Source organism: Granulicatella sp. (assembly GCF_057274575.1).
In genome coordinates this window covers 41987-68653 of record NZ_DBHISP010000007.1, presented here as the reverse complement: position 1 = coordinate 68653, position 26667 = coordinate 41987, and the positions used below count along the sequence as shown (strand labels likewise).

At 37.8% G+C, this 26667-nt stretch carries 35 protein-coding genes, 1 tRNA gene and 1 other annotated feature; of the genes, 32 read left to right on the top strand and 4 right to left on the bottom strand.

Features of this window, described 5'->3' with window-relative positions:
• Positions 1–6 precede the first annotated feature (6 nt).
• The 19 genes from ACO5V7_RS05215 to ACO5V7_RS05125 all read left to right on the top strand — a co-directional run bounded on the left by ACO5V7_RS05215 (position 7) and on the right by ACO5V7_RS05125 (position 18657).
• Entirely contained in the window at positions 7–828 is an 822-nt protein-coding gene (locus ACO5V7_RS05215) for an alpha/beta hydrolase (RefSeq protein ID WP_485485326.1), read from the top strand.
• Between the two features lie 55 nt (positions 829–883).
• Positions 884–1098: a binding site (T-box leader), on the top strand.
• Positions 1099–1156: 58 nt separating this feature from the next.
• Positions 1157–3799, top strand: coding sequence for a valine--tRNA ligase (locus ACO5V7_RS05210; protein ID WP_485485325.1), 2643 nt, complete (start codon positions 1157–1159; stop codon positions 3797–3799).
• Positions 3800–3906: 107 nt separating this feature from the next.
• The gene (locus ACO5V7_RS05205) at positions 3907–5178 is read left to right on the top strand and encodes a bifunctional folylpolyglutamate synthase/dihydrofolate synthase (RefSeq protein WP_485485324.1); all 1272 of its coding nucleotides are present in this window, start codon (positions 3907–3909) and stop codon (positions 5176–5178) included.
• Between the two features lie 43 nt (positions 5179–5221).
• Positions 5222–5905 (top strand): RadC family protein, encoded by a 684-nt coding sequence (radC, locus tag ACO5V7_RS05200; RefSeq protein WP_485485323.1) that lies wholly within the window; start codon positions 5222–5224, stop codon positions 5903–5905.
• Positions 5906–6194: 289 nt separating this feature from the next.
• The gene (locus ACO5V7_RS05195; RefSeq protein WP_039849134.1) at positions 6195–6395 is read left to right on the top strand and encodes a cold-shock protein; all 201 of its coding nucleotides are present in this window, start codon (positions 6195–6197) and stop codon (positions 6393–6395) included.
• An 818-nt stretch (positions 6396–7213) separates the two neighbouring features.
• Positions 7214–8215 carry a rod shape-determining protein gene (locus tag ACO5V7_RS05190; RefSeq protein WP_298648472.1) on the top strand — a complete coding sequence of 334 codons (1002 nt, stop codon included), beginning with the start codon at positions 7214–7216 and terminating at the stop codon, positions 8213–8215.
• A 34-nt stretch (positions 8216–8249) separates the two neighbouring features.
• Positions 8250–9098 (top strand): rod shape-determining protein MreC, encoded by an 849-nt coding sequence (gene mreC, locus ACO5V7_RS05185; RefSeq protein ID WP_298648469.1) that lies wholly within the window; start codon positions 8250–8252, stop codon positions 9096–9098.
• On the top strand, positions 9098–9658 hold the full coding sequence (gene mreD, locus ACO5V7_RS05180; RefSeq protein ID WP_485485322.1) for a rod shape-determining protein MreD: 561 nt from the start codon (positions 9098–9100) through the stop codon (positions 9656–9658). Before mreC ends, mreD begins: the two co-directional genes overlap by 1 nt.
• Positions 9659–9777: 119 nt before the next feature.
• A complete protein-coding gene (locus ACO5V7_RS05175; protein WP_485485321.1) occupies positions 9778–10419 on the top strand; it encodes a Pr6Pr family membrane protein in 642 nt (213 codons plus the stop codon).
• 14 nt (positions 10420–10433) lie between these two features.
• Complete coding sequence (mreB, locus tag ACO5V7_RS05170) at positions 10434–11513, top strand: rod shape-determining protein MreB (RefSeq protein WP_485485320.1); 1080 nt, start codon at positions 10434–10436, stop codon at positions 11511–11513.
• The gene (locus tag ACO5V7_RS05165) at positions 11510–11704 is read left to right on the top strand and encodes a DNA-directed RNA polymerase subunit beta (protein ID WP_298648458.1); all 195 of its coding nucleotides are present in this window, start codon (positions 11510–11512) and stop codon (positions 11702–11704) included. Before mreB ends, ACO5V7_RS05165 begins: the two co-directional genes overlap by 4 nt.
• 71 nt (positions 11705–11775) lie before the next feature.
• Complete coding sequence (clpP, locus tag ACO5V7_RS05160) at positions 11776–12357, top strand: ATP-dependent Clp endopeptidase proteolytic subunit ClpP (protein WP_298648456.1); 582 nt, start codon at positions 11776–11778, stop codon at positions 12355–12357.
• A gap of 136 nt (positions 12358–12493) precedes the next feature.
• On the top strand, positions 12494–13612 hold the full coding sequence (locus ACO5V7_RS05155) for a phosphotransferase enzyme family protein (protein ID WP_485485319.1): 1119 nt from the start codon (positions 12494–12496) through the stop codon (positions 13610–13612).
• A gap of 166 nt (positions 13613–13778) precedes the next feature.
• Complete coding sequence (nrdD, locus tag ACO5V7_RS05150; RefSeq protein ID WP_485485318.1) at positions 13779–15977, top strand: anaerobic ribonucleoside-triphosphate reductase; 2199 nt, start codon at positions 13779–13781, stop codon at positions 15975–15977.
• Positions 15970–16533 carry an anaerobic ribonucleoside-triphosphate reductase activating protein gene (nrdG, locus tag ACO5V7_RS05145; protein WP_485485317.1) on the top strand — a complete coding sequence of 188 codons (564 nt, stop codon included), beginning with the start codon at positions 15970–15972 and terminating at the stop codon, positions 16531–16533. Before nrdD ends, nrdG begins: the two co-directional genes overlap by 8 nt.
• Before the next feature lie 50 nt (positions 16534–16583).
• Positions 16584–16973 (top strand): holo-ACP synthase, encoded by a 390-nt coding sequence (gene acpS, locus ACO5V7_RS05140; protein WP_485485316.1) that lies wholly within the window; start codon positions 16584–16586, stop codon positions 16971–16973.
• Between the two features lie 18 nt (positions 16974–16991).
• The gene (gene alr, locus ACO5V7_RS05135; protein ID WP_485485315.1) at positions 16992–18107 is read left to right on the top strand and encodes an alanine racemase; all 1116 of its coding nucleotides are present in this window, start codon (positions 16992–16994) and stop codon (positions 18105–18107) included.
• Positions 18100–18450: a type II toxin-antitoxin system PemK/MazF family toxin gene (locus ACO5V7_RS05130; protein WP_455049857.1), complete on the top strand. Its 351-nt coding sequence runs from the start codon at positions 18100–18102 to the stop codon at positions 18448–18450. Before alr ends, ACO5V7_RS05130 begins: the two co-directional genes overlap by 8 nt.
• A 134-nt stretch (positions 18451–18584) precedes the next feature.
• Positions 18585–18657: transfer RNA gene (locus tag ACO5V7_RS05125), tRNA-Lys, on the top strand.
• 26 nt (positions 18658–18683) lie between these two features.
• Here the strand turns inward: ACO5V7_RS05125 and ACO5V7_RS05120 are convergent.
• Together ACO5V7_RS05120 and ACO5V7_RS05115 are read right to left on the bottom strand one after the other, a co-directional pair.
• Positions 18684–19775, bottom strand: coding sequence for a tyrosine-type recombinase/integrase (locus tag ACO5V7_RS05120; protein WP_485485314.1), 1092 nt, complete (start codon positions 19773–19775; stop codon positions 18684–18686).
• Positions 19776–19894: 119 nt separating this feature from the next.
• The gene (locus tag ACO5V7_RS05115; protein ID WP_485485313.1) at positions 19895–20620 is read right to left on the bottom strand and encodes a helix-turn-helix domain-containing protein; all 726 of its coding nucleotides are present in this window, start codon (positions 20618–20620) and stop codon (positions 19895–19897) included.
• A 200-nt stretch (positions 20621–20820) separates the two neighbouring features.
• On the opposite strand from ACO5V7_RS05115, the gene ACO5V7_RS05110 reads away from it, so the two are divergent.
• Both ACO5V7_RS05110 and ACO5V7_RS05105 read left to right on the top strand, forming a co-directional pair.
• Positions 20821–21039, top strand: a complete 219-nt coding sequence (locus ACO5V7_RS05110; RefSeq protein ID WP_485485312.1) for a helix-turn-helix transcriptional regulator — start codon at positions 20821–20823, stop codon at positions 21037–21039.
• Between the two features lie 24 nt (positions 21040–21063).
• Entirely contained in the window at positions 21064–21240 is a 177-nt protein-coding gene (locus ACO5V7_RS05105; RefSeq protein WP_485485311.1) for a hypothetical protein, read from the top strand.
• On the opposite strand, the gene ACO5V7_RS05100 is transcribed toward ACO5V7_RS05105, so the two are convergent.
• On the bottom strand, positions 21233–21472 hold the full coding sequence (locus ACO5V7_RS05100) for a hypothetical protein (protein WP_485485310.1): 240 nt from the start codon (positions 21470–21472) through the stop codon (positions 21233–21235). The genes ACO5V7_RS05105 and ACO5V7_RS05100 overlap by 8 nt on opposite strands.
• Before the next feature lie 79 nt (positions 21473–21551).
• Here ACO5V7_RS05100 and ACO5V7_RS05095 point away from each other — a divergent pair, with 79 nt between their 5' ends.
• On the top strand, positions 21552–21707 hold the full coding sequence (locus tag ACO5V7_RS05095; protein WP_485485309.1) for a hypothetical protein: 156 nt from the start codon (positions 21552–21554) through the stop codon (positions 21705–21707).
• 15 nt (positions 21708–21722) lie between these two features.
• On the opposite strand, the gene ACO5V7_RS05090 is transcribed toward ACO5V7_RS05095, so the two are convergent.
• Positions 21723–21938 carry a hypothetical protein gene (locus ACO5V7_RS05090; protein ID WP_485485308.1) on the bottom strand — a complete coding sequence of 72 codons (216 nt, stop codon included), beginning with the start codon at positions 21936–21938 and terminating at the stop codon, positions 21723–21725.
• An 86-nt stretch (positions 21939–22024) separates the two neighbouring features.
• Here ACO5V7_RS05090 and ACO5V7_RS05085 point away from each other — a divergent pair, with 86 nt between their 5' ends.
• The 10 genes from ACO5V7_RS05085 (at position 22025) to ACO5V7_RS05040 (ending at position 26665) form a co-directional block, all read left to right on the top strand.
• Positions 22025–22225, top strand: a complete 201-nt coding sequence (locus tag ACO5V7_RS05085) for a hypothetical protein (protein WP_485485307.1) — start codon at positions 22025–22027, stop codon at positions 22223–22225.
• Entirely contained in the window at positions 22203–22430 is a 228-nt protein-coding gene (locus ACO5V7_RS05080; RefSeq protein WP_485485306.1) for a hypothetical protein, read from the top strand. The genes ACO5V7_RS05085 and ACO5V7_RS05080 overlap by 23 nt, the downstream gene beginning before the upstream one ends.
• A gap of 14 nt (positions 22431–22444) precedes the next feature.
• The gene (locus tag ACO5V7_RS05075) at positions 22445–22786 is read left to right on the top strand and encodes a hypothetical protein (protein WP_485485305.1); all 342 of its coding nucleotides are present in this window, start codon (positions 22445–22447) and stop codon (positions 22784–22786) included.
• 15 nt (positions 22787–22801) lie between these two features.
• A complete protein-coding gene (locus ACO5V7_RS05070; protein WP_485485304.1) occupies positions 22802–23101 on the top strand; it encodes a hypothetical protein in 300 nt (99 codons plus the stop codon).
• Positions 23098–23331 (top strand): hypothetical protein, encoded by a 234-nt coding sequence (locus ACO5V7_RS05065; protein ID WP_485485303.1) that lies wholly within the window; start codon positions 23098–23100, stop codon positions 23329–23331. The genes ACO5V7_RS05070 and ACO5V7_RS05065 overlap by 4 nt, the downstream gene beginning before the upstream one ends.
• Positions 23332–23771: 440 nt before the next feature.
• Entirely contained in the window at positions 23772–24245 is a 474-nt protein-coding gene (locus tag ACO5V7_RS05060; RefSeq protein WP_485485302.1) for a siphovirus Gp157 family protein, read from the top strand.
• The gene (locus tag ACO5V7_RS05055) at positions 24245–24574 is read left to right on the top strand and encodes a hypothetical protein (protein WP_485485301.1); all 330 of its coding nucleotides are present in this window, start codon (positions 24245–24247) and stop codon (positions 24572–24574) included. Before ACO5V7_RS05060 ends, ACO5V7_RS05055 begins: the two co-directional genes overlap by 1 nt.
• Positions 24571–25053: a hypothetical protein gene (locus ACO5V7_RS05050; RefSeq protein WP_485485300.1), complete on the top strand. Its 483-nt coding sequence runs from the start codon at positions 24571–24573 to the stop codon at positions 25051–25053. Before ACO5V7_RS05055 ends, ACO5V7_RS05050 begins: the two co-directional genes overlap by 4 nt.
• A 16-nt stretch (positions 25054–25069) precedes the next feature.
• Entirely contained in the window at positions 25070–25465 is a 396-nt protein-coding gene (locus ACO5V7_RS05045) for a YopX family protein (protein ID WP_485485299.1), read from the top strand.
• A 177-nt stretch (positions 25466–25642) separates the two neighbouring features.
• The gene (locus tag ACO5V7_RS05040) at positions 25643–26665 is read left to right on the top strand and encodes a DEAD/DEAH box helicase family protein (protein WP_485485298.1); all 1023 of its coding nucleotides are present in this window, start codon (positions 25643–25645) and stop codon (positions 26663–26665) included.
• The last annotated feature ends 2 nt before the right edge of the window (positions 26666–26667 follow it).

Below are 26667 nucleotides of genomic sequence, written 5' to 3'. Positions count from 1 at the left end.
CTTCATATGGCACTTTTACACGTTTCATTCTTTTCAAAAACATTAATGAGAACAATCCCCCTGTCAGTCTACTTACCTAGCGATGCGGTGGACTTTAATAATCAGTATCTTTCGGAAGGTCCCTATAAAGCATTGATTCTTCTGCATGGCGTTATGGGGAGCGAACAGGACTGGGTCAATCAGACGCGCATTCTTCGATACGCTAAAGAGAAGAACCTCGCCCTCATCATGCCTTCTGGGGAAAATCATTTCTACGTAGATCAACCATGGAACTATACGAACTATGGAGAATTTATCGGGGTGGAACTTCCAGAAATCTCCCGCCGAATGTTTCCTATTTCTAGAAAGCAGGAAGACTTAGGCATTGCCGGGCTTTCGATGGGTGGATACGGGGCGCTTCGAAACGGCATCAAATATCAAGACACCTTTAGTGTGGTAGCTTCTTTTTCGGGCGCCATTTATAAAAATGCATTACCCTTCGAAGAGGATAGTGGTTCTCCATTTTTCTTAACAACTCGATACGCTAAATCGATTTTCAAAGACCAAGACTATTATGATTCGCACGGAAATCAGTTGTTTAAAGCGATAGAAAAAGTCGAGAATCCTTCCGACTTAAAAATATTTATGACTTGTGGAACCGAGGATTGGCTTCTGGATAAAAGTCGTGAATTCAGTCGTTTTCTATTTGAAAAAGGTGTCCCTGTCATCTATAAAGAAAAAAGTGGTGGACACGAATGGGATTTCTGGGATTGGTCCATCAAAGAGTTTTTGGATTGGTGGATTCCAGAAGATGCAGACCTAGGCGTGTCTAGCGGGAATGTGAGGTAGAAGATAGCGCGATATTGTTGCAAGCATCGGGTTTGAATGGTAGAATATTTTGTATATTAGAGCGATGAACAAGAGGAGTAAAATGACTTTGTTTACAAGCGAGGGAAGGGTTGGTGCAACTTCCTAGCAAATTCATTTGAACGTAGCTTGTGAGCTTACTCTACGAAAAGAAGTAATAGAGTACGGAGACGACACTTCGTTACCAACATCGAGGCGTAATGAATGATTACGCGAATATTAGGTGGTACCACGAATTTAATCGTCCTATGGAGAGTGTCTTCATAGGATTTTTTTATTGGACACAAACAAGATACAAGGAGGAAAATCAATGGCTAAAGAAATGTCATCTAAGTTTCAACCACAAGAAGTTGAAGCTGGTAAATATCAATGGTGGGTTGATTCAGGCGTCTTCCATCCAAACGAAGATCCAAACGCTGAACCTTATTCAATCGTTATCCCGCCACCAAATGTAACAGGGAAATTACACTTAGGACATGCTTGGGACGTAACCTTACAAGACATGATTATCCGTCAAAAACGTATGCAAGGGTTCGACACTTTATGGTTACCAGGGATGGACCATGCGGGGATCGCAACTCAAGCAAAAGTAGAAGAAAAATTACGCGGTGAAGGCTTATCTCGTTATGACCTTGGCCGTGAAAAGTTCCTTGAACAAACATGGGAATGGAAGGAAGAATATGCCAGCCATATCCGTGAACAATGGGCAAAAATGGGGATTTCTGTAGACTACCGCAGAGAACGTTTCACATTAGATAGAGGCTTATCTGACGCCGTGAAGAAAGTCTTCGTAACTTTATACGAAAAAGGCTTAATCTACCGTGGTGAATACATCATCAACTGGGACCCTAAAGCAAAAACTTCATTATCTGATATCGAAGTTATCCATAAAGACGTAGAAGGCGCGTTCTATCATATGAACTACCCTCTAGCAGACGGAAGTGGATTCCTAGAAATCGCAACAACTCGTCCAGAAACACTTCTTGGAGATACAGCTGTTGCGGTTCACCCAGACGATGAACGTTATCAAGAGCTTATCGGGAAAACAGTGATCTTGCCGTTAATGAACCGTGAAATTCCAATTATCGCTGACGAATACGTGGAGCAAGATTTCGGAACAGGGGTTGTAAAAATCACTCCAGCGCACGACCCGAACGACTTTGAAGTAGGGAACCGTCATAACTTACCTCGTATTAACGTGATGAACGATGATGCGACGATGAACGAGTTAGCCGGTAAATACGAAGGCATGGACCGTTTTGCGGCGCGTAAAGCTATCGTGAAAGATTTAGAAGAAGCTGGCCTTCTTGTGAAAATCGAAAAACATTTACACAGCGTTGGTCACTCAGAGCGTACAGATGTCGTCGTTGAACCACGTCTTTCAAAACAATGGTTCGTGAAAATGGGACCGTTGGCAGAGCAAGCCATCAATGCGCAACGTGCGGAAGGCGACAATACTGTAAACTTCTACCCACCACGTTTCAATGATGCGTACTTACGTTGGATGGAAAACATTCACGACTGGGTAATTTCACGTCAATTATGGTGGGGACATCAAATTCCAGCTTGGTATCATAAAGAAACAGGCGAAGTATTCGTAGGCATGGAAACTCCAAGCGACAGTGAAAACTGGACACAAGATCCAGACGTATTAGATACTTGGTTCTCATCTGCGTTATGGCCATTTTCAACAATGGGTTGGCCAGACGAAGAAGCAGCCGACTACAAACGTTATTATCCAACTAGCACACTTGTAACAGGATACGACATCCTTACTTTCTGGGTAAGCCGTATGATGTTCCAAGGGTTAGAATTTACAGGCAAACGTCCATTCAAGAACGTTCTTATCCACGGATTAATTCGTGATAGCCAAGGACGTAAGATGAGTAAGTCTCTTGGAAACGGGGTTGACCCAATGGAAGTCATCGAGCAATATGGTGCCGATGCACTTCGTTGGTTCTTAGCAAACGGTTCTGCTCCAGGGCAAGACGTTCGTTACTCAACAGATAAGATGGATGCTGCGTGGAACTTCATCAACAAGATTTGGAACGCAAGCCGTTACGCATTAATGAACGTGGGCGACTTAACAGCGGACCAAGTCGATATCACTGGTGAGAAGACTCTTGCGGATAAATGGATTTTAACACGCTTGAATCAAACAATTGGCAAAGTGACAGAACTCTTCGAGAAATTCGAATTCGGTGAAGCAGGACGTCTCCTTTATCGCTTCATCTGGGATGATTTCTGTGACTGGTATATCGAAATGTCGAAAGAAACATTAGCAGGGGACGACGAAGCTGCCAAATTAACAACACGTAGCATTCTTGTATATGTATTAGACAACACATTACGTCTATTACATCCAATCATGCCTTTCGTGACAGAAGAAATCTGGCAATCTGTTCCTCACGTTGGGGAATCATTAGTAATCGCAACTTATCCGACGGTTCACCCAGAACAAATGGACGAAAAAGCAGCTGAAGAAATGGAATTCTTAATGGACTTTATCCGTTCAGTACGTACGGTTCGTAACGAAATGAACACACCATTATCAAAACCAATTAACATCATTGCGAAAGTGAGCGACGCAGCGCACTACGCTATCTTGAAAGAAAACGAATCTTACATTGCACGCTTCTCAAATCCAGAAGAATTCGTGTATGGTGAAGACGTTGAAGCACCATCTGATGCGGTAACTTCAGTAATCACAGGTGCTGAAATCTACTTACCATTAGCAGGGTTAATCAACATCGAAGACGAAATCGCTCGTCTTGAAAAAGAAGCAGAGAAATTGCAACAAGAAGTGGATCGTGTCGAGAAGAAATTATCGAACGAGAAATTTGTGGCAAAAGCTCCTGCAGCGGTTGTTGAAGCTGAACGTGCAAAAGGTGTGGACTATCAAGCACAACGTGAAGCAGTGTTAGAACGTATCGCAACATTGAAGAAAATCTAATCCGTTTGAACGGTGAGGAGAGCGTATGAAGTGTCATGCGCTCTCTTTTGTATGTTACGGTAGGCATTTTTCTGTTATGATAAATGAGGAAAAAAGGAGGTGAGTGAATGATTCAAGAGTGGTTAAAAAAGAGCGAGAGTATTCCGCGTAAACATGGATTGTACCGCATGGAGGCAATCCTTAGTGCGCTTGGAAATCCAGAACGAGGGTTGAAGAGTATTCATATTGCTGGGACGAATGGAAAAGGGTCGACTGCAGCGATGGTGACGGCCTTTGCAAAAGCGCATGGATTGCGAGTAGGGACATTCACTTCACCACATGTGGACAGTATTAGGGAACGGATTCAGCTAGACGGAGTGCCTCTTGAAGAAGAACCGTTCTGGCAAGCCGCATCCCTTGTAAGAGAGGTGGAACGCCGCTTATTCGAAGAGTGGGGAGCCTTTAACTATTTTGAGATTTTAACGGCGATGATGTTTGTCGTCTTTCAACAGGAAGCTGTCGACCTTGCAATTATTGAGGTCGGGATTGGAGGTCTTCTCGATAATACGAATGTTGGCCATCCACTCGTCAGTGTCATTACGACGATTGGGTTGGACCATCAAGACTTACTCGGAAGTACGTTGGAAGAAATCACTGCGCAAAAAGCAGGGATTATTAAGGCTGGGCAACAAGTGGTTGTTGGACCAGTCACGCGTGAATGTATGGATGTGATACGTAGTACCGCTAATAAACAAGGTGCAACAGTGCAGGCGTTTGGAGAGGATTTTTCACTGGTAGAAGATTCGTATCAAGACGCAGCGTTCACGATTCCGCTGGAACAGTTAGCCCTTAAAGGAGCCTTCCAGAAGGAGAATGCGACCGTTGCGATTCGAGCATTTCGCGCGTGGATGGAAGCTACGGGAAGAAGTATGCGGACTAAATTAGTCGAGTCAGCCCTCCGTGTCGTTTCTTGGCCAGGACGCATGGAAGTATTACAAGATACGCCACTCATTATCATTGATGGTGCTCATAATTTACCGGCCATCGAACGACTCATACAAAACATGACAGATCGCATTGGCAAGAAACAGACGCTCTTATTTAGTGCGCTTACGCGAAAGGATAGTCAACAGATGCTTGCAAGATTACAAGAATCTCTTCCCGATGTGAACATCATCTTAACGAGTTTCCATCCTTCAAGGGGACAGTCGATTGCTAGAGCTGACGTGGAAATGGTTCTAGATTCTTCTCAGATTTCCTATGAAGAAAGCTTTGAAGACATCATCGAACGGTTTGCCAGAGTGACAGATGACAAGAGCGAATTATGGGTGACGGGCTCTCTCTATTTTATCGCCGAAGTTCGTCATTGGTGGAACAAGTGCAAGCCTAAAGAAGAGTAGACATCGTAACTCTTTGTAGAGAAAACAAAGGGGAAGTGTCACAATGATTGAATCGAAATTATTAGAAGTGCCTTTAAGCGCCATGCCACGAGAACGCCTCGAACTGTATGGCGCTAAAGTGCTTGAAACGCATGAATTATTAGCTATTTTACTAAGGACGGGTTCTAAAGATTTGAATGTATTACAATTATCTATTGTAGTTTTGAATACTTTTGAAGATTTACATTCGTTAAAGATGGCGAGTCTGGACGAACTCATGCACATAAATGGGATTGGCAGAACGAAGGCCATTGAACTAAAGGCGGCCATTGAACTAGGAGCCAGACTAAATAAAGCTTCGCAGATGAAACTAGGAAAAATCACATCTTCTAAAATGGCGGGGCAGTGGATTGTAGAAGAGTTAAAAGATGCCTATCAAGAACATCTTGTAGCGCTCTACTTAAATACTAAGAATGAAGTGATAAAGAGGAAAATGATTTTTATCGGTGGATTAAATAGTGCTGTTGCCCATCCAAGAGAAATTTTTCGGGAGGCAGTGAGATATTCAGCAGCACGTGTTATCATTGGACATAATCATCCTAGTGGCAACCCCGAACCGTCTCAAGCAGATATTGATTTTACAAAAAGGTTAATGGATTGCGGTGAATTAATGGGGATTGAACTACTAGATCATTTTGTTGTAGGCGGAGATCATTTTATTTCTTTAAAAGAATTCGGAGTTTTGTAAGAACAGAATTTCAATTTTCAAAAAATGAAAATTGAAGAAAATGAAGATTTTCAAATTTCACGAAAAATAAACACGAAAAATATAGAAAGCATTCGGAAAAAATTCTTAAAACCTCATTTGTTCATAAAATTTCTATCCGAATTCGGAAATCCTCTTGTAAAAAGGTTTCTTAGATGGTATACTGAACTTGTGTTTTTGTTAGGTAAAGAAATAGTGTAAAGATTTACTCCTTTCGAACCATTAGCAAGAATATGAATAACAAGTGCTATGGCACAAGGAGGAAATGTTCATGGAACAAGGTACAGTAAAATGGTTTAACTCAGAAAAAGGTTTTGGGTTTATCGAACGTGAAGGTGGAAACGATGTATTCGTACACTTCTCAGCAATCCAATCAGAAGGATTCAAAACATTAGAAGAAGGACAAGCAGTTCAATTCGATGTTGAAGAAGGCGCTCGTGGACCACAAGCAGCTAACGTAGTTAAACTATAATTTAAGTTTAAACGATGATACCACCGGTTTTCCGGTGGTTTTTTTGTGCGCAAAAATAGAAAGTAAGGTCAAAAATACCATATATGGTATTTTTATTCGATCGTTTAGTTGACGCACCAACGTAACTTTAGTACACTTGAATTAAATTTGAAGAGAAACATCATGGAATTTTTTATTATTGGTTTAGGCATCTTCTTACTAGTCATTAATTTCTTTACCGTTATCGAATATGTTAACAATTTCGTTATCGAAGCGGCTCTCTGACCGAGCTGCTTTTTTGTTCCCCCTTTCAAGAATTTTTTTATTCTTAAATTTTTTTATTTTGTAAGTCCGTTTCAAAATTTTGGTGAATTTTCTGTCATAAGCGCCCTTCGCTGGAATGGGAGAAATATAGCATTTCGCTAGTTGAAAAACGAAGAGTATTCGGATTCTATAGGAATAACAATAGCGGTCATAATCGATGTGAATTACTGACTATGGAAATTTATTTCTTAGACTCAGTTTGAAGCTCGATAGGCAACGAGACAGTGGCTCGTTCAGGTATAGCTATTGTTGTTCTTATGAAGATATCCGAATGTGCTCGCAGTCTTTCAAAACAACACAAAAGATATTCTAGTTTCTCCCATTCCAGCTGAAAGCTCATCAGATTTTTACACAAAAAATATCACCAAAATATTACAGAAACCGTTTTAATATTACGAAATAAAAAAGTTTCCTAAAAATCTATAAAATACAAGAATAAAAAGCCAAATTCTGCTATACTAGAATAGAATTCTTACAGCTTAGTCTGTAGAAGAATTATCGAAGGAGGAACCAGTGTGGTTGCATTAAATTTTAAAGCACAAAATATCGGAATTGATTTAGGAACAGCTAACACAATTGTTTATCTTGAAGATGAAGGAATTGTCACACGTGAACCTTCCGTTGTTGCAAAAAATATCGTTACAGAAGAAATTATCGCAGTAGGGAAATCTGCATTTGAAATGATTGGGAGAACACCAGAAAATATCGTGGCCTTACGACCAATGAAAGATGGCGTAATCGCTGACTACAATACGACGACAGCAATGTTGAAGTATTTCATTCAGTCGATTATGGGACGTTCATTCTTTAAGCCAGTGGTCATTATTTGTGTGCCAAGCGGCATTACGGATGTTGAAAAGAGAGCCGTTTTAGATGCAACAAAATATGCTGGAGCTAAAGAAGCGTATGTGGTTGAAGAACCATTCGCTGCTGCGGTTGGAGCGGGACTTCCTGTCACAGATCCAACTGGAAGCATGATTGTCGATATCGGTGGGGGAACAACGGATGTAGCAACGATTTCTTTAGGAGGAATCGTGAATAGCCGTTCGATTCGTGTAGGTGGAGATGAGCTCAATGAGGCTATTATCCAGCATGTTCGTAAAACTTATAATCTGCTCATTGGTGAACGTACAGCAGAGGATTTAAAAATTCAATTAGGCTCTGCTTCTGTCGAAAAAGCTCAAGGTAACATGCAGGTACGTGGTCGTGACATGGTTACGGGATTACCACGTGTTATTGAAGTGCCTGCAAAAGAAATTGCAGTTGCGATGAGTGAAATTATTCATCAAATTTTAGACGCAGTAAAAGATGTATTGGAGCAAACACCTCCAGAAATTTCTGCGGATGTTATTGATCATGGAATCGTATTAACAGGTGGAGGCGCAATGCTTCGTCATCTTGCTGAGATGATTTCGAAGGAAACACAAGTACCAGCCTTTGTGGCCAATAATCCACTCGACTGTGTTGCCCTAGGAACAGGTGCGATTTTAGCAAATCCATCATTAATGAAAAAATAGAGTCCGTTGAATAATTTAATAGAGGAGTGATGATGTGAATCCAATTTTTTCAAATAAGAAACTAATTGGTTGGGTAATCGGAATCATTGTTGCAGTAGCATTAATCATGTATTCCCTTACTTACGGAAGTAATATCGTGACTCAAGGTGTTAATGATGTAACTAATATTCTTGGAAGATTAGTCTCTTATCCAGCAAATAGTATTAATGATTTTATCGATAGTGTGAATGATTTATCAAATACCTATCAAGAAAATCAATCGTTAAAACAAAAAATCAATACCATTCATGAATTAGAAGTTCAATTGAGTGAGTTAAAACGCGATAACCAAAAGATGAAAGAAACACTTAAGTTGCAAGATACGCTCAACGATTATACTTTAGTGAACGCTACAGTAATTGCGCGAAACCCGGATACTTGGCGTGATGTAATAACGATTAATAAAGGTGCAAATGATGGAATCCAACCTCAAATGTCTGTGATGAGTGATAATGGTTTAGTAGGAAAAGTTTTAGATGTCAATCCTACAAGCGCACGGATTGCATTGTTATCGAATGCTGATAATACTTTGGTTCGTGTTGCGGCTATGATTCAAAATGAAAAAGAACCTATCTACGGGACCATTACCGGATATGACGAAAAGTCGAATATGCTTGTCATGAGCCAAATTCAAGCTACTCAAGATATTAAAGTCGGGGATAAAGTTGTGACGAGTGGTTTAGGTGGAATTTCTCCAAATTCACTTTATATCGGAACAGTTGAAGAAGTGGCAATGGATCGTTTTGGTTTATATAAAGAAGTGAAAATTCGTCCTGCGGCAGATACGAATGATGTTCGTTATGTAACAGTTGTCATTCGTACAAGCGAAAGTGAGGGGCAATAATGCGTAACTCCAGAAGAGTTTATTGGGTATTGTTTGTCTTTATTCTAGCTTTCCTAGTGGATGGTGTATTAACCAATCATTTTTCAACCTTATTTCTGCGTTCTGGCTACAGTTTAACGCCAAGAATTATTATCATTGCAATTGTAATGCTGAATTTTATGATTGACCATAAGGCGATGTTTTGGTTTTCGACCATTGCAGGCTTTTTAGTAGATAGTTATTACGCAGGAATTCTAGGGATTTATATGGGAATATTTGCAGTCATTGTCCGAGTAATTCGTTTAGTGCGTACGAATATTTTACAAAATCCATTTACGTTAGGGATAGCATTAGTGTTTTTCTTAAGTTTGACAGAAGTATCTGTTTACTTCGTATATGCCTTAAGAGGAGTTGTTAGCATGGACTTGAATGAGTTCTTAGTGGCACGATTAGCGGCAACATTAATGCTGAATATAGTGATTTATTATATTCTGTATATTCCACTTCGTAATTTTGCAAGGTGGGTGAATGCGACTCCAGTAGTGAGTCCGCATGATTTAATCAATCATCGAAGCAGTTAATCTAGTTTACCAATAAGGGGTGGCGAATGCCGGCCCTTTTTGTTTATGCTATTAATACCGACTGTTGTAGCATTTATGCTATAATAAAGAGAATTAGTGTCTTTAGAAAGAGGAATGGAATGAACAAAGAAACATTTTTGAAACTAAGTTTAATTTCTAAAGGAGTCATCGCTACATGTGCTTTAGTGGGATTCTTAATGGAGATGTTTCTCCATGGATGGCATTCTATTCGCTATTACACCAATCAATCTAATTTACTAGTAGTTATTTTTCTAATAACCTTACTGTTAAAATACCGTAAGGAAGGCCATTGGAGTCAGTGGGATATTCGCTTAAAAGGTGGAATGACAGTTGCGATTCTTCTAACCGGACTGGTGTATCATTTTATGCTAGCTCCTTTAAAAACACCTGAAGAATTTTGGACGATAGAAAATTTTCTAGTACATTATATTGTTCCTTATGGAGCATTGTTAGATTGGGCACTATTTGATAAAGGGCATTGTTATAAGTGGTGGGATCCATTTGTATGGACGATTTTACCATTGGCGTATGCAATTATTTCTGTTGCGATTGCGTTAATTACACGAATCCCCATTGGAAATAACCCCGATGGACCGTTCCCTTATTTCTTCTTGAATGTCGATAAATATGGAATTTTAGGTGTTATTCAGTATAGTTTAGGATTAGCAGTCGCATTTTTAGTAGGCTCATATATTCTAGTACTTTTTAAAAATGGATTTAAATCAAAGGAATATTTATAAGAGAGGAGACTTTCATGCTTAGAGACATTGGTATTGACTTAGGAACTGCGAACATTTTAGTGTTTCTAAAAGATCGCGGGATTATATTAAATGAACCTTCGTTAGTTGCTTTAGATGAGCGTACTGGAGAAGTGATTGCAGTTGGAGAACGAGCATATCAAATGGTAGGACGTACTCCAAAAGAAATCAATGTTCATCATCCATTAAAAGGTGGAGTAATAGCGGATATTGCGGTTACTGAGCAATTATTAGAATTATTCATGCAAAAATTAAACTTAAACAGCTGGTTTTCAAAACCCGATATTTTAATTTGTACCCCAACAAATATTACGACTGTAGAGCAAAAAGCAATTATCCAGGCAGCGATTAAATGTGGCGGACGTAATATTTATTTAGAGGAAGAACCAAAAGTGGCCGCGGTTGGAGTTGGACTCGATATCTTCTCACCAATTGGAAATATGGTGATTGATATTGGTGGTGGAACGAGTGATATTGCCGTCTTATCGATGGGCTCAACTGTGACAAGTCGCTCGATTAAATTAGCTGGGGACAATATGGACTTTGCCATTTCCGAATATATTAAAGACAAGTATCAATTAATTATTGGAGAACGAACTGCTGAAGCGATTAAAATGTCTCTTGGAAGTGCAGTGGAAGTAGAAGATGAATCTGATATGATTGTCAAAGGAAGAGATATGACGACAGGACTTCCAAAGACGGTGACAATCTATACGAATGAAATCTATCAGTGCTTAAAAGAAATGTTAGATACCATTGGAGAAGAAGCAAGACTTGTTCTAGAGGCTACTCCTCCAGAATTAGCCGGAGATATTATAGAACGCGGTGTGATGGTTACAGGCGGAGGCGCATTGATTAATGGGATTGACCGCATGCTCTCTGAAAAACTTCAAGTTCCAGTGATGATTGCAGAAAATCCGCTTCAAAGCGTAGCAATTGGGACAGGAATTTTATTAAATCGAATTAAATCAGAAAGAGGTATTTTTGCTGCTATTCGCAGAATTTTTAGTTCGAAGAAAGTCGTAATGAATCCAACCGCTCATATGATTGATGATGAAAGGACAGAAGAATCATGAGGGAACAATTAAAGAATAGTCGATATTTACTATTTACTGCACTTTTGCGCATCTTAGTTTTCCTTTTGCTTGCGCTCATCTTATTTGCTCTTGGTTTAATGATTGGATATGCAGTTCTTGGTGAAGGTAAAAATCCACTAGATATTTTTTCTAAAGAAATTTGGGACAAGATTTTTAAATTTATCAATTAGCAAGCATTTAAATTGACCTTTATTGACTATTGAAGTAGACTTAAACAAATATTAGATTTGGAGGAAGTAGTATGAATTTAATTCCAACAGTTATCGAGCAATCCTCTCGTGGAGAACGCGCTTATGATATTTACTCACGTTTATTAAAAGACCGTATTATTATGGTGAGCGGACCCGTTCATGATGAGATGGCAAATGCGATTATTGCGCAATTATTATTTTTAGATGCACAAGATCCTGAGAAAGATATTTACATGTATATCAACTCTCCAGGTGGAAGTGTAACAGCTGGTTTAGCCATCTACGATACGATGAATTTCATTAAAGCTGATGTTCAAACGATTGCGATGGGACTTGCAGCATCCATGGGATCATTCCTATTAACAGCAGGTGCGAAGGGGAAACGATTCGCTTTACCAAACGCTGAAATCTTAATCCACCAACCTTTAGGAGGAGCGCAAGGGCAAGCAACAGAAATCGAAATCGCAGCGCGTCAAATCCTAAAAACACGTGAACGTTTAAATAAAATCTTGGCAAAACAAACAGGACAAAAATTATCACGTATCGAAAAAGATACAGATCGTGATAACTACATGACTGCTCAAGAAGCTTTAGAATATGGCTTAATTGATGCGATTATGGAGAATAGATAATATTTTTATCAATGATTCATGCAGAGGAACCTATGTGTTCTTCTGCATTATTTTTTCGCGTTATATCTTCCTTTTTAGTCTTGGAAGCGGTACAATGGGAATGTATTATTTGTAAATTGCTAAAGGAGAAAAAGGAATGACAGTAGTAGAAAATCCATTAAAGGATGCCAAAGTGGCCTATGAATATTATGAACTACCAGGGGAGTTTGTAGATATTCAACCTTTAGGGAATGGATTAATTAACAAAACTTATCAAATTACACATACACATGAAAATAAAGAAAAGCAGTATGTACTGCAAGCCATTAATCATAATATTTTTCCAAATGTGCGTGGATTAATGGAAAATATCGAGAAAGTAACAAGCTATCTTCGAGAAAAATATGAAGCTGAAGGACGTGACGCTTCTCGTGAAACGCTCCGTGTTATCCGCACCAAGGAGGGCCATTTAACTGCAAATTTGGATAATGGATCATACTGGCGTATTTATGATTCGGTGGAAAACAGTTATTCATTAGATAAAGTAGAAAATCCGCAGCAATTTTATATTACTGCAAAAGCATTCGGCCGTTTTGCTTATGACTTAAACGATTTCGATGCAAGCCAGTTAGTAGAAGTGATTCCACAATTCCACGATACAAGGAATCGTTATCGTCAATTGGAAGAAGCAATCCGAGAAAATCGTGTAGGAAGAGTAAAAGAGGTTCAAGCAGAAATCGACTTTATTCAAAATCGTAAAGCAGATTGCTTCTTACTATATGATTTGTTAGATGAAGGTATATTGCCTCTTCGTGTAACGCATAATGATACAAAATTAAATAATATTATGTTCGATAGCCAAACAAAAGAACCACTATGCATTGTGGACTTAGATACTGTAATGCCAGGGCTAGTATTGTTTGACTTTGGGGATTCCATTCGTTTTGGTGCTAATGACTGCGCTGAGGACGAACCTGATTTATCAAAAGTGAACTTCGATTTCGACTTATACGAAACATATGTGAAAGGCTTTATCGAAGGAACAAACGGAATCTTGACAGAGGCTGAATTAGAATACTTACCTTGGGGAGCTCGCGTGATTACGCTGGAACAAGGAATTCGTTTCTTGACGGACTACATTAATGGCGACGTCTACTATCAAACAACACGTTCGGGACAAAATTTGGACCGCGCACGTACACAATTAAAACTGGTACAAGATATGGAAAACGTTTGGGATAAGATGGTCGAAGCTGTTAAAAACGCACAAAAATAAAGAATTTCAGACTCTCTGACAGATGTGTCAGAGAGTTTTTTTGTAACTCCACACACTATATGTTGTAAATTATAAAAATTCTAAAACACAATATATTGTGTTTTAGGGGTTGATTTTTAAATTCAGCATGATAAAATAGATTCAAGAGTTTTAAGGAGGGATTGTGATGTGTGTACAAGAATTGAAGACCTTATTAGTCACTAAAAGAGATGGTCGAGAAGTTGAATTTCAAAAGGAGAAAATCGAACGAGCAATCTTTAAAGCAGAAACAGAGTTAAATGGAGAAATGGATGCTAAAAGAGAAGCGGAATTGAATCGAATCGTAGACGAAGTTCTTCAAGAAATTTCTAGAAGATTTAGTGAGACTATTCAAATTTATGAAATTCAAAGTATTATTGAACATTTTTTAATTGAAGATGGGGAGTCTGAATTAGCACAAGCATATATTTCATACAGAGTGGATCGTGATTTACGTAGAAAAAATCAACTAGATTTCCAATGGGCACTGTCTCGATTGACGAATAAAGATGCAAGCGTAGTTAATGAAAACGCAAATAAAGATAGTAAAGTTTTTAATACGCAAAGGGATCTAACGGCGGGTACAGTTGGAAAAATTATTGGATTAAAACTATTACCTCCTCATGTCGCCAATGCGCATTTAAAAGGGGATATTCATTATCATGATTTAGACTATCATCCATATATGCCACTGACCAATTGTTGCTTAATTGATTTTGAACATATGTTAGGCCTTGGATTCAAGATTGGAAATGCCGAGGTAGAATCTCCAAAATCTATTCAAACAGCAACTGCTCAAATGGCTCAAATCATTGCGAATGTCGCAAGTAGCCAATATGGAGGATGTTCGGCTAATCGTGTTGATGAATTATTGGCCCCTTATGCGGAATTAAACTATCAAAAACATTTAACAGACGCCAAGGAGTGGATTGATGGAGTGGACCGTCAAGAAGCTTTTGCGATGAAAAAAACGGAAAAAGATATTTATGACGCGATGCAGTCATTAGAATATGAAATCAATACACTCTATACTTCTCAAGGACAAACCCCTTTTACAACTTTAGGATTTGGACTTGGAACGAGTCGTTTTGAACGTTGTATTCAAAAAGCAATCCTGCAAGTAAGAATGAAAGGGATTGGCAAAGAGAAGAGAACAGCGATTTTCCCTAAATTAGTTTTCACGTTAAAACGTGGAGTCAACTTAGAGGCAACCGATCCAAACTATGATGTAAAACAGTTAGCGTTAGAATGTGCAACAAAACGAATGTATCCAGATGTATTAAACTATGATCAAATCGTTAGATTAACCGGTAGTTTTAAAGTGCCGATGGGATGCCGTTCGTTCTTACAAGGATGGAAGGATGAAAATGGGCAAGAAGTGAACGATGGTCGAATGAATTTAGGGGTCGTTACTCTGAATATTCCTCGAATTGCGCTAGAAGCGGAAGGTTCGATTGACAAATTCTGGGAAATTTTCGAAGAGAAACTAGCAATCTGTAAGGACGCATTGACATACCGTGTTAAACGTTGTAAGGAAGCGCAAAGAGATAATGCGCCTGTACTCTATCACTATGGAGCATTTGGACAACGATTGAAGGATGGGGAAGCAGTAGATCTTCTGTTTAGAAATCGTCGTGCTACTGTTTCTTTAGGATATATTGGACTTTACGAAGCGGCAACAGCATTCTTCGGTCCAAACTGGGAAACGAATCCAGAGGCGAAGGAGTTTACTATAGAGATTGTAAAAGCACTGAAGGCACATACAGATGCATGGGGGGACGAATACGGTTATCATTTCAGTGTTTATGCGACTCCAAGTGAAAGCTTGACCGATCGTTTCTGCAAACTCGATATCGAAAAATTTGGTTTTGTGCCAGATATCACGGAGAAAGAGTATTATACGAATAGCTTCCACTACGATGTACGTAAAAATCCAACACCATTTGAAAAAATTGATTTTGAAAAAGATTATCCAGTATTGTCTTCGGGCGGATTTATTCATTACTGCGAGTACCCGGTCCTTCGACAAAATCCAAAAGCCTTAGAAGCCGTATGGGATTATGCATATGATAGAGTGGGATATCTTGGGACGAATACCCCAATTGATCATTGTTATAAATGTGGATACGATGGTGAATTTACGCCAACTGCTAAAGGATTTGAATGTCCGCAATGTAAAAACCATGATCCACAAACGTGTGACGTTGTGAAACGGACTTGCGGCTACCTTGGAAACCCTCAAGCGCGTCCAATGGTACATGGACGTCATGTGGAAATTTCTTCTCGTGTAAAACATATGCCGAAACTGAAAGAACGTTACGCTTTAGGAGTGATGGAGGATGAATAATCCAAACCCAAAGGAGTGGACGAGTGAGCAATATTCCAAAGGGAAAATTGCCAGTTACAAACCGTATAATTTTGTCGATGGGGAAGGGGTACGCTGTTCACTATATGTGAGTGGCTGCCTCTTTGCCTGTGAAGGATGCTATAATGTGATTGCTCAAAATTTTAATTACGGAATACCATATACTAAAGAGTTAGAAGAGCAAATTGTTTCAGATGTTGGAGCTTCTTATTGCCAAGGGTTGACGCTTCTGGGAGGAGAACCTTTTTTGAATACAGGAGTTTGTCTGCCTTTAGTCAAAGCGTTACGGGAAACTTACGGAAATACCAAAGATATTTGGTCTTGGACAGGATATACTTGGGAAGAGCTGATGCAAGAAACTGAAGATAAGTTAGAATTATTAAGTTTGATTGATATTTTGGTAGATGGACGATTTGAACTAGCTAAAAAGGATTTGACCTTACAATTTAGGGGGAGTAGTAATCAACGTATTATTGATGTACAGTCTTCTCTAAAAGCTGGCGAAGTAGTCTTGTGGTCAGGATTATGGAATTCTTAGGAAGTGTTCAAATTTCTGACAAATGATGGTAAATTTGTTAAAATGTAGAAATGAATCATAATGAAGGAGACAACAAACGGATGGCGATTAAGGGACTTGGTATGGATGCGGTAGAATTGACACGCATTGAAAAAATCGTAGCAGAACCTAAATCTTTTTTGGAAAAAGTATTAACCCCAAAAGAGTTGGAAAGATATCATGCGCTCCCTTTTAAACGAAAAGTGGAATTCCTTGCGGGACGCTTTGCAGCTAAAGAAGCCTATGCTAAAGCACTTGGGACTGGAATTGGACAGTATGTTTCATTTCAAGATATTGAAGTATTGAATGATGCTATAGGAAAACCAGTTCTTGTATGTGAACGCTATTCTCATCAAACGTGGATATCGATTACGCATACCAATCATGATGCCTACGCGGTTGTCGTACTTGAATCCAATTAAAAAAAGGAATGAATCATCATGTTAGAAGCAATCCATCGAAACACGAGAGTTGTAGTGGATTTATCGATTATTAAACAAAATATTTCTAAACTAAAATCTAAATTGACTCCTTCTAAAGAAGTCTATGCAGTTGTAAAGGCGAATGCGTATGGGCATGGCATGATTCCTGTTTCCAAAGCTGCTTTAGAAGCAGGTGTTCAGGGATTTTGTGTCGCAAATGTGGATGAGGCTTTGGCCTTAAGAGAAGCAGGGATTATGGAACCCGTCTTAATACTTGGATTAAGCCGAGTGGAAGATGCGCCACTATTAGCAAGAAATCACATTACTGCTGCGGTCGACTCGGTAGAATGGCTCAAAGAAGCAGCTCCACTATTAAAGGAGACACCCTTAAAAGTACATGTTGCCGTAGATTCGGGAATGGGTCGTATTGGCGTCGTGAATGAAAAAGAATTATTGGCAGTTGAGGCTGTTCTACGAAACGGTCCATTTGAGTTCGAAGGAATGTTTACACACTTTGCGACTGCTGACGAAGAAGATACGGCGCATTTAACAAAACAAGAAGAAAAATTCAATGGTATGATTGAGGTGTTGGAAGAAATACCCCCTCATATTCATTGCTCGAATTCTGCTTATGCAATTTGGCATAGTGCCGGAGATAGTGATATTATCCGTTACGGAATCGGCTTGTATGGCATTAATCCTTCTAATGGAGACTTATGCATTGAAGATGAAGAACATCTAAACCCAGCCCTGCAATGGGAAACCGAGATGGTCAAGGTGAAGAAACTAGAAATTGGGGATACGGTGAGTTATGGGGCAACCTATACCGCTAGAGAGCCTCAATGGGTGGCTACTTTACCAGTAGGATATGCGGATGGTTATATTCGCGCCTACAATAAAGGAGAGGTCATCGTGGATGGAGTTCGCTGTCCTATTATTGGAAGAGTATGTATGGATCAATGTATGATTCGTTTGCCTCATGAATATCCAGTCGGAACAAAGGTTACTCTTCTAGGGAAAAACAAAGAAGAGGAAATTACAGCAATTGAATTAGCTAAACGTGCAGATACAATTGCTTATGAAGTCATTTGTATGATCTCTGATCGTGTGAAAAGGGAGTATATCAATGGTTGATAAGATTTTAAGAGGAGATGTCTTTTTAGCGGATTTGTCTCCAGTGATTGGTAGTGAGCAGGGAGGAAAACGCCCCGTTCTCATTATTCAAAATGATGTTGGGAATCACTTTAGCACAACTGTTATTGTGGCAGCAATCACAGCTAAGAATACAAAAGCGAACATTCCAACGCATATTGAAATTAAAAAAGATCAATTTGGGTTCGAACGGGACTCTGTTGTCTTACTTGAACAATTGCGTACGATTGATAAGGCTCGAATTCTTGAGAAAATTACGCAAGTGGATGCAGAATTTATGCAAACTATTAACGAAGGACTGAAAGTGAGTCTGGGATTGGAATAAGGAAAGCCCTCTGATGAAAATTTAGAGGGCTGTTTTGATAAACGGTTGTCGGATGAAATATGAATTTCTCGAGAACCCCCCCTTGATTTACCATGGGGATGGTAGTATACTGATTAAGTACCTTAAGTACAAATGCCTCCTTAGCTCAGTTGGTAGAGCAGTAGACTCTTAATCTATGGGTCACAGGTTCGAGCCCTGTAGGGGGCATTTTTTATGCTTATTTATAGGCTTTTCTAAAGGTTTTGTTCCGTGGATGTTCCGTGGGATAAAATCTTTATTATTTTTTCATTATCTGAAACTTCTAATTCTTTAATAACATGGGCATACGTCTGCATGGTTACTGTGGGGTTAGCATGACCTAATCTTTTACTCACTGAAACAACTTGTACACCTTGAGATAGTAAGATACTTGCGTGTGTATGTCTTAAACTATGAAATCTAATTTTTCTCTCGATTTTCGCTTTTTTAAGTGTATTATCGAGAGTTTTTTTAACTCCATTATTTGTAATGTCATGGAATACTCTTTCTGTATCCTTTGGAAGCTGGAATAATAATGTCATTACTTCGCTTGGAATTACAATAGTTCGTTTTGCATTTTTGGTTTTACCATCAGTAAAATCTCTTGTGTGTAATGAGTCGAACCCTTTTTCAATTTTTACAGTATTGGTTTTTATGTCTAAATTATCCCAAGTCAATCCAAGGCATTCTCCAAAACGCATTCCGCTTACCATTGCTAAAAGAATAATATAGCGTGATTGATATCTAGGATTGATTCCATCTAGCAACGTTGCATACAGTCTTTGATACTCTTCAAAAGATAAAAATTTGCTTTCTTCAGTAAATGCTCTTTCGTCGTTCCCTTTAATTTTAACGAATTCGCATGGATTATACATTAGAACCCTAGTCTGTACAGCATGCTTTATTGCACCGCTTGTATAGGTGTGATATTTAGCAACAGATTCAGTTGATAGCCTTTCAGCTAATTTATTAATATAAGCTTGATAGCTATCGTGAGTGATGTCCTTGAGCATGACGTTGAAATTCTTTCTTACATATTTAATGATCATATCTATGCGTTTAGAAACGCCTAATGAAACAGTGCCGTCTTTATACAGCGCCTTCCAATTCTCCATATAATCAGCAAGTGTCATTCGTTCTTTAGCAAAGTTTTTTCCTTGCAGCATTTCGTTTTCTCTTAAAATAGATGCATCTTTGGCTTCAGCTTTAGTTTTAAATCCACTCTTTGAAACTGCCTTTTGCTTACCGTTATCATAGTAATACACTTTATATGCCCACGTTTTTCCGCGCTTGTATATGCTTGCCATAGTTTACCAACCTTCCTATTTGTGGTAAAATAGGGCATAATGAATAGCCCTATTTTAGGGTGATTTTTGTTCAACACCGTGCTATTCCGCCAAGAATTGAAGCACGGTGTTTTTTTGTTTTAAAACACTACAGTTCCAACATATTTTAATGTATCATCTTCAGATACTGTAATATCTTTATATTTCTTATTTAATGATACCAATCTAATAGAATTATCCGTAATATATATCTTTTTAAGATAAGCCTCACCATTAACGATTACTGCACCGATTGTTCCATTTCTAAAATCAGTTTCTCGTTTGATGAACACATAATCTCCATTGTTGAACATTGGTTCCATTGAGTCACCGTTGACCTTTAAACAAAAATCAGTACCACTTGGAACCATATCCGCACCGAAATTGATTGTTTCTACTTGTTCGTCATCTAGATATAAACCAGTACCTGCAGAAATACTTCCGTAAAACTTAACTTCATACCAGTTTGTTTCTTCTTCAATATAATCGTTGATGTTTGTTATCTTACTATTTTGTTCATTAAGTTGTTCAGTAGCAAAGTTGTATACTTTAGATTGTCTATCAGAATGTAATTGATTATAAATAGTAGTTATGTCTGTACTGTTGTCTACAGATGATAAATCTGTTTTAACTAAATCGTGCAATGTCACACCGAAGAATGATGCTAAATCCGATAAATGACCTGCCCTTGCTAAATTAGTACCTTTTTCCCAGTTAGTAACTGATGTAGGAGATTTTAATCCTAAAAAATTTGAAATATCTTTTTGTTCCAATCCTTTTTTGATTCTTAAATATTTAAGATTACTTGCAAAGAAATTGTTTTTCATATCAGTTAAACTCCTTTCTGACTACATTATATAGTGTTGAATTTAAAAAAACAACAACAAAAATCAGAAAAACTGAATTTTGTTGTTGACTCAGTTTAACTGATGTGTTATTATGCATTTGTGGGGTTGATAACAACGCATAAATAAAACAAGGAAAGGAGCTTTTTGCAAAAAAAACAAAAATGATCGGAGGTGGATACATGACGAATAAAAAATATACTTTGAAACAATTACGAGTATTAAATGATATGAGTAGAGAAGAACTAGCACGTGTTACTCAAATGCATTACAACACTATTTTAAATTATGAAAATAGTATAGAAGCATTAAGAAAAGCATCCTATGAAACAATAGAGACTTTAGCTTCTGCTTTAAAAGTTTCAGTGGATGATATTTTTTTAGGCAACACCTCAGTTTAACTGATATAGAAAGGAGGAATCAGAATGGATAAAAAAACGGCAATAAAAGAATTTCTAGAATTCAGAAGCAAATTTACAAAAAGAGAATGGCACGAATTAAATCAAGCTATTGACGAAAGACTAAAACAAAAAGCCGACCAATTAAAACTGGACGACTCAGATTTAGTAGTTATCTCAGACAAATTAAAAAGATTTATCTAGAGACGACTTGTATAAAAATAGGGTGGATACGATAATCCGCACCGCGATAGTTGATGTAAATGTAATCTTGGCAGTACATAGTATCTGCCTTAGGTTTAGTAATTGGTGAGTAGAGTTCGGCATTTTCTTCCCACCAAACGTAAGGGCTAGCCATGTTTGGCCCCATTACACAATCAGCATCAGCAGATAAGTTCACCCAATTTCCACAGAGGCAAGCATAAATTTCGGTCATTGTTATCACCTCCCTTCAGACACATTATAAATCTGAAAATGGATGGTAACAATATAAAAAAATGAAAGGAGGAAGTGGAATGGATAAAGAAAAAAAGACACCTAACCAAAAGCTAGATGTCACAATTGATATTTCATTCAGATTTACAAACGATGGAATCGTTATTGATAGCTCAAAAATAGAATCTGGAAACGTTGAAATCAGTAATCTAATAAAAACGATAGACAATTCTTAACAAGAAAACAGACCACTACTCAATATCTAATACTTCAGATAAGACACTGTAAATCAGATTTTTTGAAAACTCAACAGGAAATGTAAAGCAAAATTCGAGGAACAGATGATCTCCATCAGCTTTTGAATCATTCGAAATACATTTTTGCTTGAATTCTTCTAAAAGAGCACGACGAATTTTGTCGCTTTTATCCATGATTATGGATTCCAATTGTTCTTTAGTAACACCCATACGAAAACACCTCCTTTCCCAACCTCAATTATAGGCTTGAAAGAAGGTTACAACAATATGAAAAAACATGAAATAGGAGGATAAAAATGATTTCAAAACTAGGTATCAAATTTGAATTAGAAAATTTACAAGAGTTAAAAAAACTTCTTATTGATGCTGCAAAACAAACAGCGCAATTACAAGAAACTTTAGAAAAAATTGAAAGTACAAAAATCAATATTACAGCTAGTTTAGTGAAAATAGAAGAAAAAACGGGGTGGAAATGTGGAAAGAAAAACAGCTTCTAAACAAATAATAAAAGAAAATCCAGAATTAGTTAAAGGGTTCGGATGTTTAGGACTCGTAGCATTTGTTTCTTTGGTTGTAGCTATTATGTTCTGGAGTAAAATCGCTTTATTAATTACGATCATTTCATCAGGCCTATGTTGGATGATTATGTGGACTTTAAAGCAAAAGTTTAAAGAGAGACTAAATGAAAATCAAGAAAAGTAAAAGGAGTAAAAACCATGACACTTGCAGAACAAATCAGGGAATATTTCAAGAAGCATCCTTCTGCTACCTATGATGAAGTTGCGGAAGCAGTCAAAACAACCAACAGTACTGTTCGTACTAATGTTTGTAGAGACTTAAAGACTGGAAGATGTATTCGATTAGAAGATGGCTCTCTGGATTACTCAACCTACTTCGAAAAAGACATTTTACTAACTGAGTTAGTTGAGTGGAAGAACGAAACCAGACGGGAATGGGTGGATATGTTAACGAGAGCTGCTGAAAAAGAAACGGATAGTAACACCATGCGTTTGTTAATTAAAGAAGCTAACAAACTCATGAAAGAAGTAACGAAGTAAAGGAAGGAGAAAACCATGGAACAATCAACGCTTGATTATTTTGAAGTGATATTCTTTGAAGTCGTAAAAAGAAACCCAGATAAGTTCGTTGAAATCATAAAACCATTTGTTGAACGAAGTAATAATTCTAGATGGTTAACAACTGAAGAGTTGTGCAAAGAGCTTGGAACAAGTCCAAGTGCATGGCTTAAGAGTGATGTAAGAAATCATCCAGTAGTGGTTGCTGCAAGACGAACGGATACACGCCCATATAAATATAAAGCGGAACATATTGAAGCTATACAGAAAGTATGGGACGAAAGGAGAAGACGATGAGACGAAAAAGAAAAACAAGAGTGCGATTCATTCCATTCATGAGATGGATGCTCCAATGGTACATCCTATCGTTTGGACTCATTATCGCAATGATGAGCATCGTGCTCTTAGTAGGAAAGGCGGTAGAAAATCACCAAACAAAAGTTGATTTGATTAGAAGTGGGCAATATGTAGAGCCTGATTTTCAAGAAACGTGGAACAAAAAAAGCCAGCGCGGCAACGCTGACTAAGAAAAAATATTTTCGAATAAATTATAACACATATTTTCACAAGATTGAAGGTGAACAAATGGAAGATGTGTACTTAAACGATGACTTACTGGATTCGAAATTGCAAAACGTTTTATACGCCAATAAAGTCATCGGACAAATCAGAATGAAGAATGATTCATATGAGGTATATCTATACGAACCTCAAATAAGAAAAACAAGGGTTAAAACCTACAAGGAGGTTGAAGAGATATTAAAAAGCGTATCGAAATCATTAAAAAAACAGAATCAAAAGTAATTTTAGACATTGATGCGGACTTTGTAAATCCGCTAATTTTCGAAAAATATATGGATTATGGAAAAACAGTGGAGGATGTAGCAGTGGCGATAGTACAAAATATCCCAAACGTGAAATCATTCCACATCGAACCGCAAGGAATACAGAAAGGAATGTTTTATAAATGAATTTATATGAATTAAGTATTGCTTTTCAAGAAGTACAAAATATGGAATTAGATCCTGAAGTAATGAAAGACACATTAGATAGTATCGAAGATGCCATTGAGAACAAAGCAGAAAACATTGCTAAGCTTGTTCGAAATCTTGAATCTGATGTAACAGCTTATAAAGAAGAAGAGGACCGCTTAAAAACGAAACGTCAAGCTACAGAGAATAAAGTGAAATGGTTAAAAACGTATTTAGAAGACAACATGAAACTAACTGGAAAAACTAAATTTAAATCAGGAATGTTTAACTTCTCAATTCAAAAGAACCCAGTAAGTGTGAACATTTTGGATGAACGAATCATCCCTGAAGAGTTCTTAATTCCACAGTTACCAAAAATTGACAAAACAGCGTTAAAGGACGTTCTGAAAAATGGAGTTGAAGTTCCAGGGGTTGAATTAAAACAAACGGAAGGATTGAGAATTCGATAATGAAAAACAAGATTTTAGTAACAGATAATATTTCGATTGAAATTTCTAAACACAAAATTGAAATTTTTACATGTCTGCCATTCAACATCCAAGTCGGTTTTGAAGAAACAATCGATCCGACATTAGATGAAGACGGTGAACTATTTGGCAAAAGATATCAATTAAACATTTTTGCAAAACCTAAATATATGGATGAGTGTACGTCTGAAAGTGATGTATCATTCACGATCAGTAATTACAGAGAGTTAAAAACGTTCTGGAAGTTTGTTGAAAACAACAAGAATAACTTATTCGACATGGCAGGTTATGAAGGAGAAGTCGAATCATGAAAATACTAGCAATCGACCCTGGGAGCGCAAAGGTTGCAAGTAGCACGAACGGCATCGTGTTACTTGATAATGCAAAACTAGTAAACCATTGGGTTGTTCCTTCTGCAAAAGTCCAAGATATCCGCAATTGGTTCGAAGAGGTCGGTCGCTTCTTGGATGTGGATGTAGTCGTGATTGAAAAATTTGAAGCTAGAGACAACGATAAATCAAAGGATAATTCAGTTCTCGAAAATGTTGCTTTGTTTCAAGTTCTTTTTCCAGAATCTGTTTTACAACGAAACGCAGGTTATCAATCAGATATCCCGAATGAATTACTGAAGCAACTTGGATTGTGGAAGTTTGAAAAGAGCCATCACCAGGATGTACGAGCGGCTGCAAGGCTTGGACTGTTTTGGGCGATGAGAAACGATGTAAAAGAAGTAATCGATGATATTGGAAAGGCGGTGCATGAGTATAGCGATAACATTAAAGTCTTGTGAAAGAGGAAAATTTAAGATGATACCGAAGTATAGAGCTTGGGATAAAATGCGCAAAGAAATGAATTATAAAGTCTTGGTAGGAAATTGTGATGAAGAGGACGAAAACTGGACTTGTCCTATTATTTGGAACGAAGAAGCAAAAGATTGGTTACACTTTGATGATTATAAATGCATCATGTTATCGACATGTCTGGTTGATAAGAACGGACAAGAAATTTTTGAGGGGGATATCGTCGATTACAAAGGCAGAAAAGCAGTTATCAAATGGCATGGTTCTTATGCAAGTTTTATTTACAGATTTATTGATGAACCGCAAACAAGAAAGCCAGAGTGGAATATTCTTTATTTAGCTTACATGAAATTTGAAATCGTCGGAAATATCTACGAAAATCCAGAGCTTTTAGAGGTGTAAAGTGTGACAAATTTAATTTTGAGAAAATGGCAAAAGGAGGCGGTTTCCCGAAGTTCAAGATTGACAAATGGAATTTTTCTTGAAGCTTTGGGAGGTTAAGGCAGAGGCAAAACCATTTGTGCGTTAGCTATTGCCAAACATAAAAACGCTAAGAAAATTATCATTACTAACAACCGATTGTCTATTTTGGACGGCTGGAAAGATGCTATTAAAATCATGAATTTTGATGATGATGTAGCATGTAGCATTGTTACAGATAGAACCTTGCAAAATCTGATAAAAAAAGGAACAAAATTCGACTGTGACGTGCTGATTATTGATGAATGGCAAAATATGTCGAGTGATAAGCAAGTAGCCTTATATCGTAAAATAAAACGCAAATATACGATAGGACTTTCAGCGACACCTATCCGAAAAAAAGGGCAGAATTTTTACCCTTTAGAAAAGACGATTTTTGGTTTTGCAAATCCAAATAATAAATTTGATTGGCAAAAAGCACATGGAAAAATGGTTTATGATCCGTTTACTTATTCAAAAGAAAAATGGGAGGATTTTAGAGACTATGAACGCTACGTCAATAATCTTCCAAACTTCTTTAGATGGGAAGAAATCGAAGAAATCGAAAACGCTGTTGAGAACAATGGTTATGAAATTAAGTTCTATCCAGTAACGGTTGAACCTGGCAATCCAGATAAATTGAATAACTTTAGAAAATTAAATCTTGTGACCGTAAAAGGGGAAACAGCAATGGCAAAACAATCTTTTGGGCGAAACACGTTTGAAAGATACCTTAATCAAGCAGGAGTAGAAGTTGATTTTCCAAAAATCAAACCAGTGAATGCTGATACTCCACTAATGCTAAAGCTCGATGGATTAATTAAAAGAGCGCCACATGACATGCTGATTGTCAGTAAGTCTAAGCAAATTGTAAATGTGATTAAGGAACGTCATCCAGAAATTGGAATATGGACGGGAGATAGACAAGAAAAACTTGATAATCAAGTAGTCGTGGCAACCAGTCAAGTTTTGGGAGTTGGAGTAGATGGACTACAACATAAATACCAAACGATTGTGATTTTAGATCCAGTGGATAAAGATTCTGGAGAGTACGACGATTACCGCCAACTACTTTGGCGAATAACAGGAAGTAGACAACAACACGATGTAAACGTGATTGAATTTTATTACGAAGAAAGGTGAAA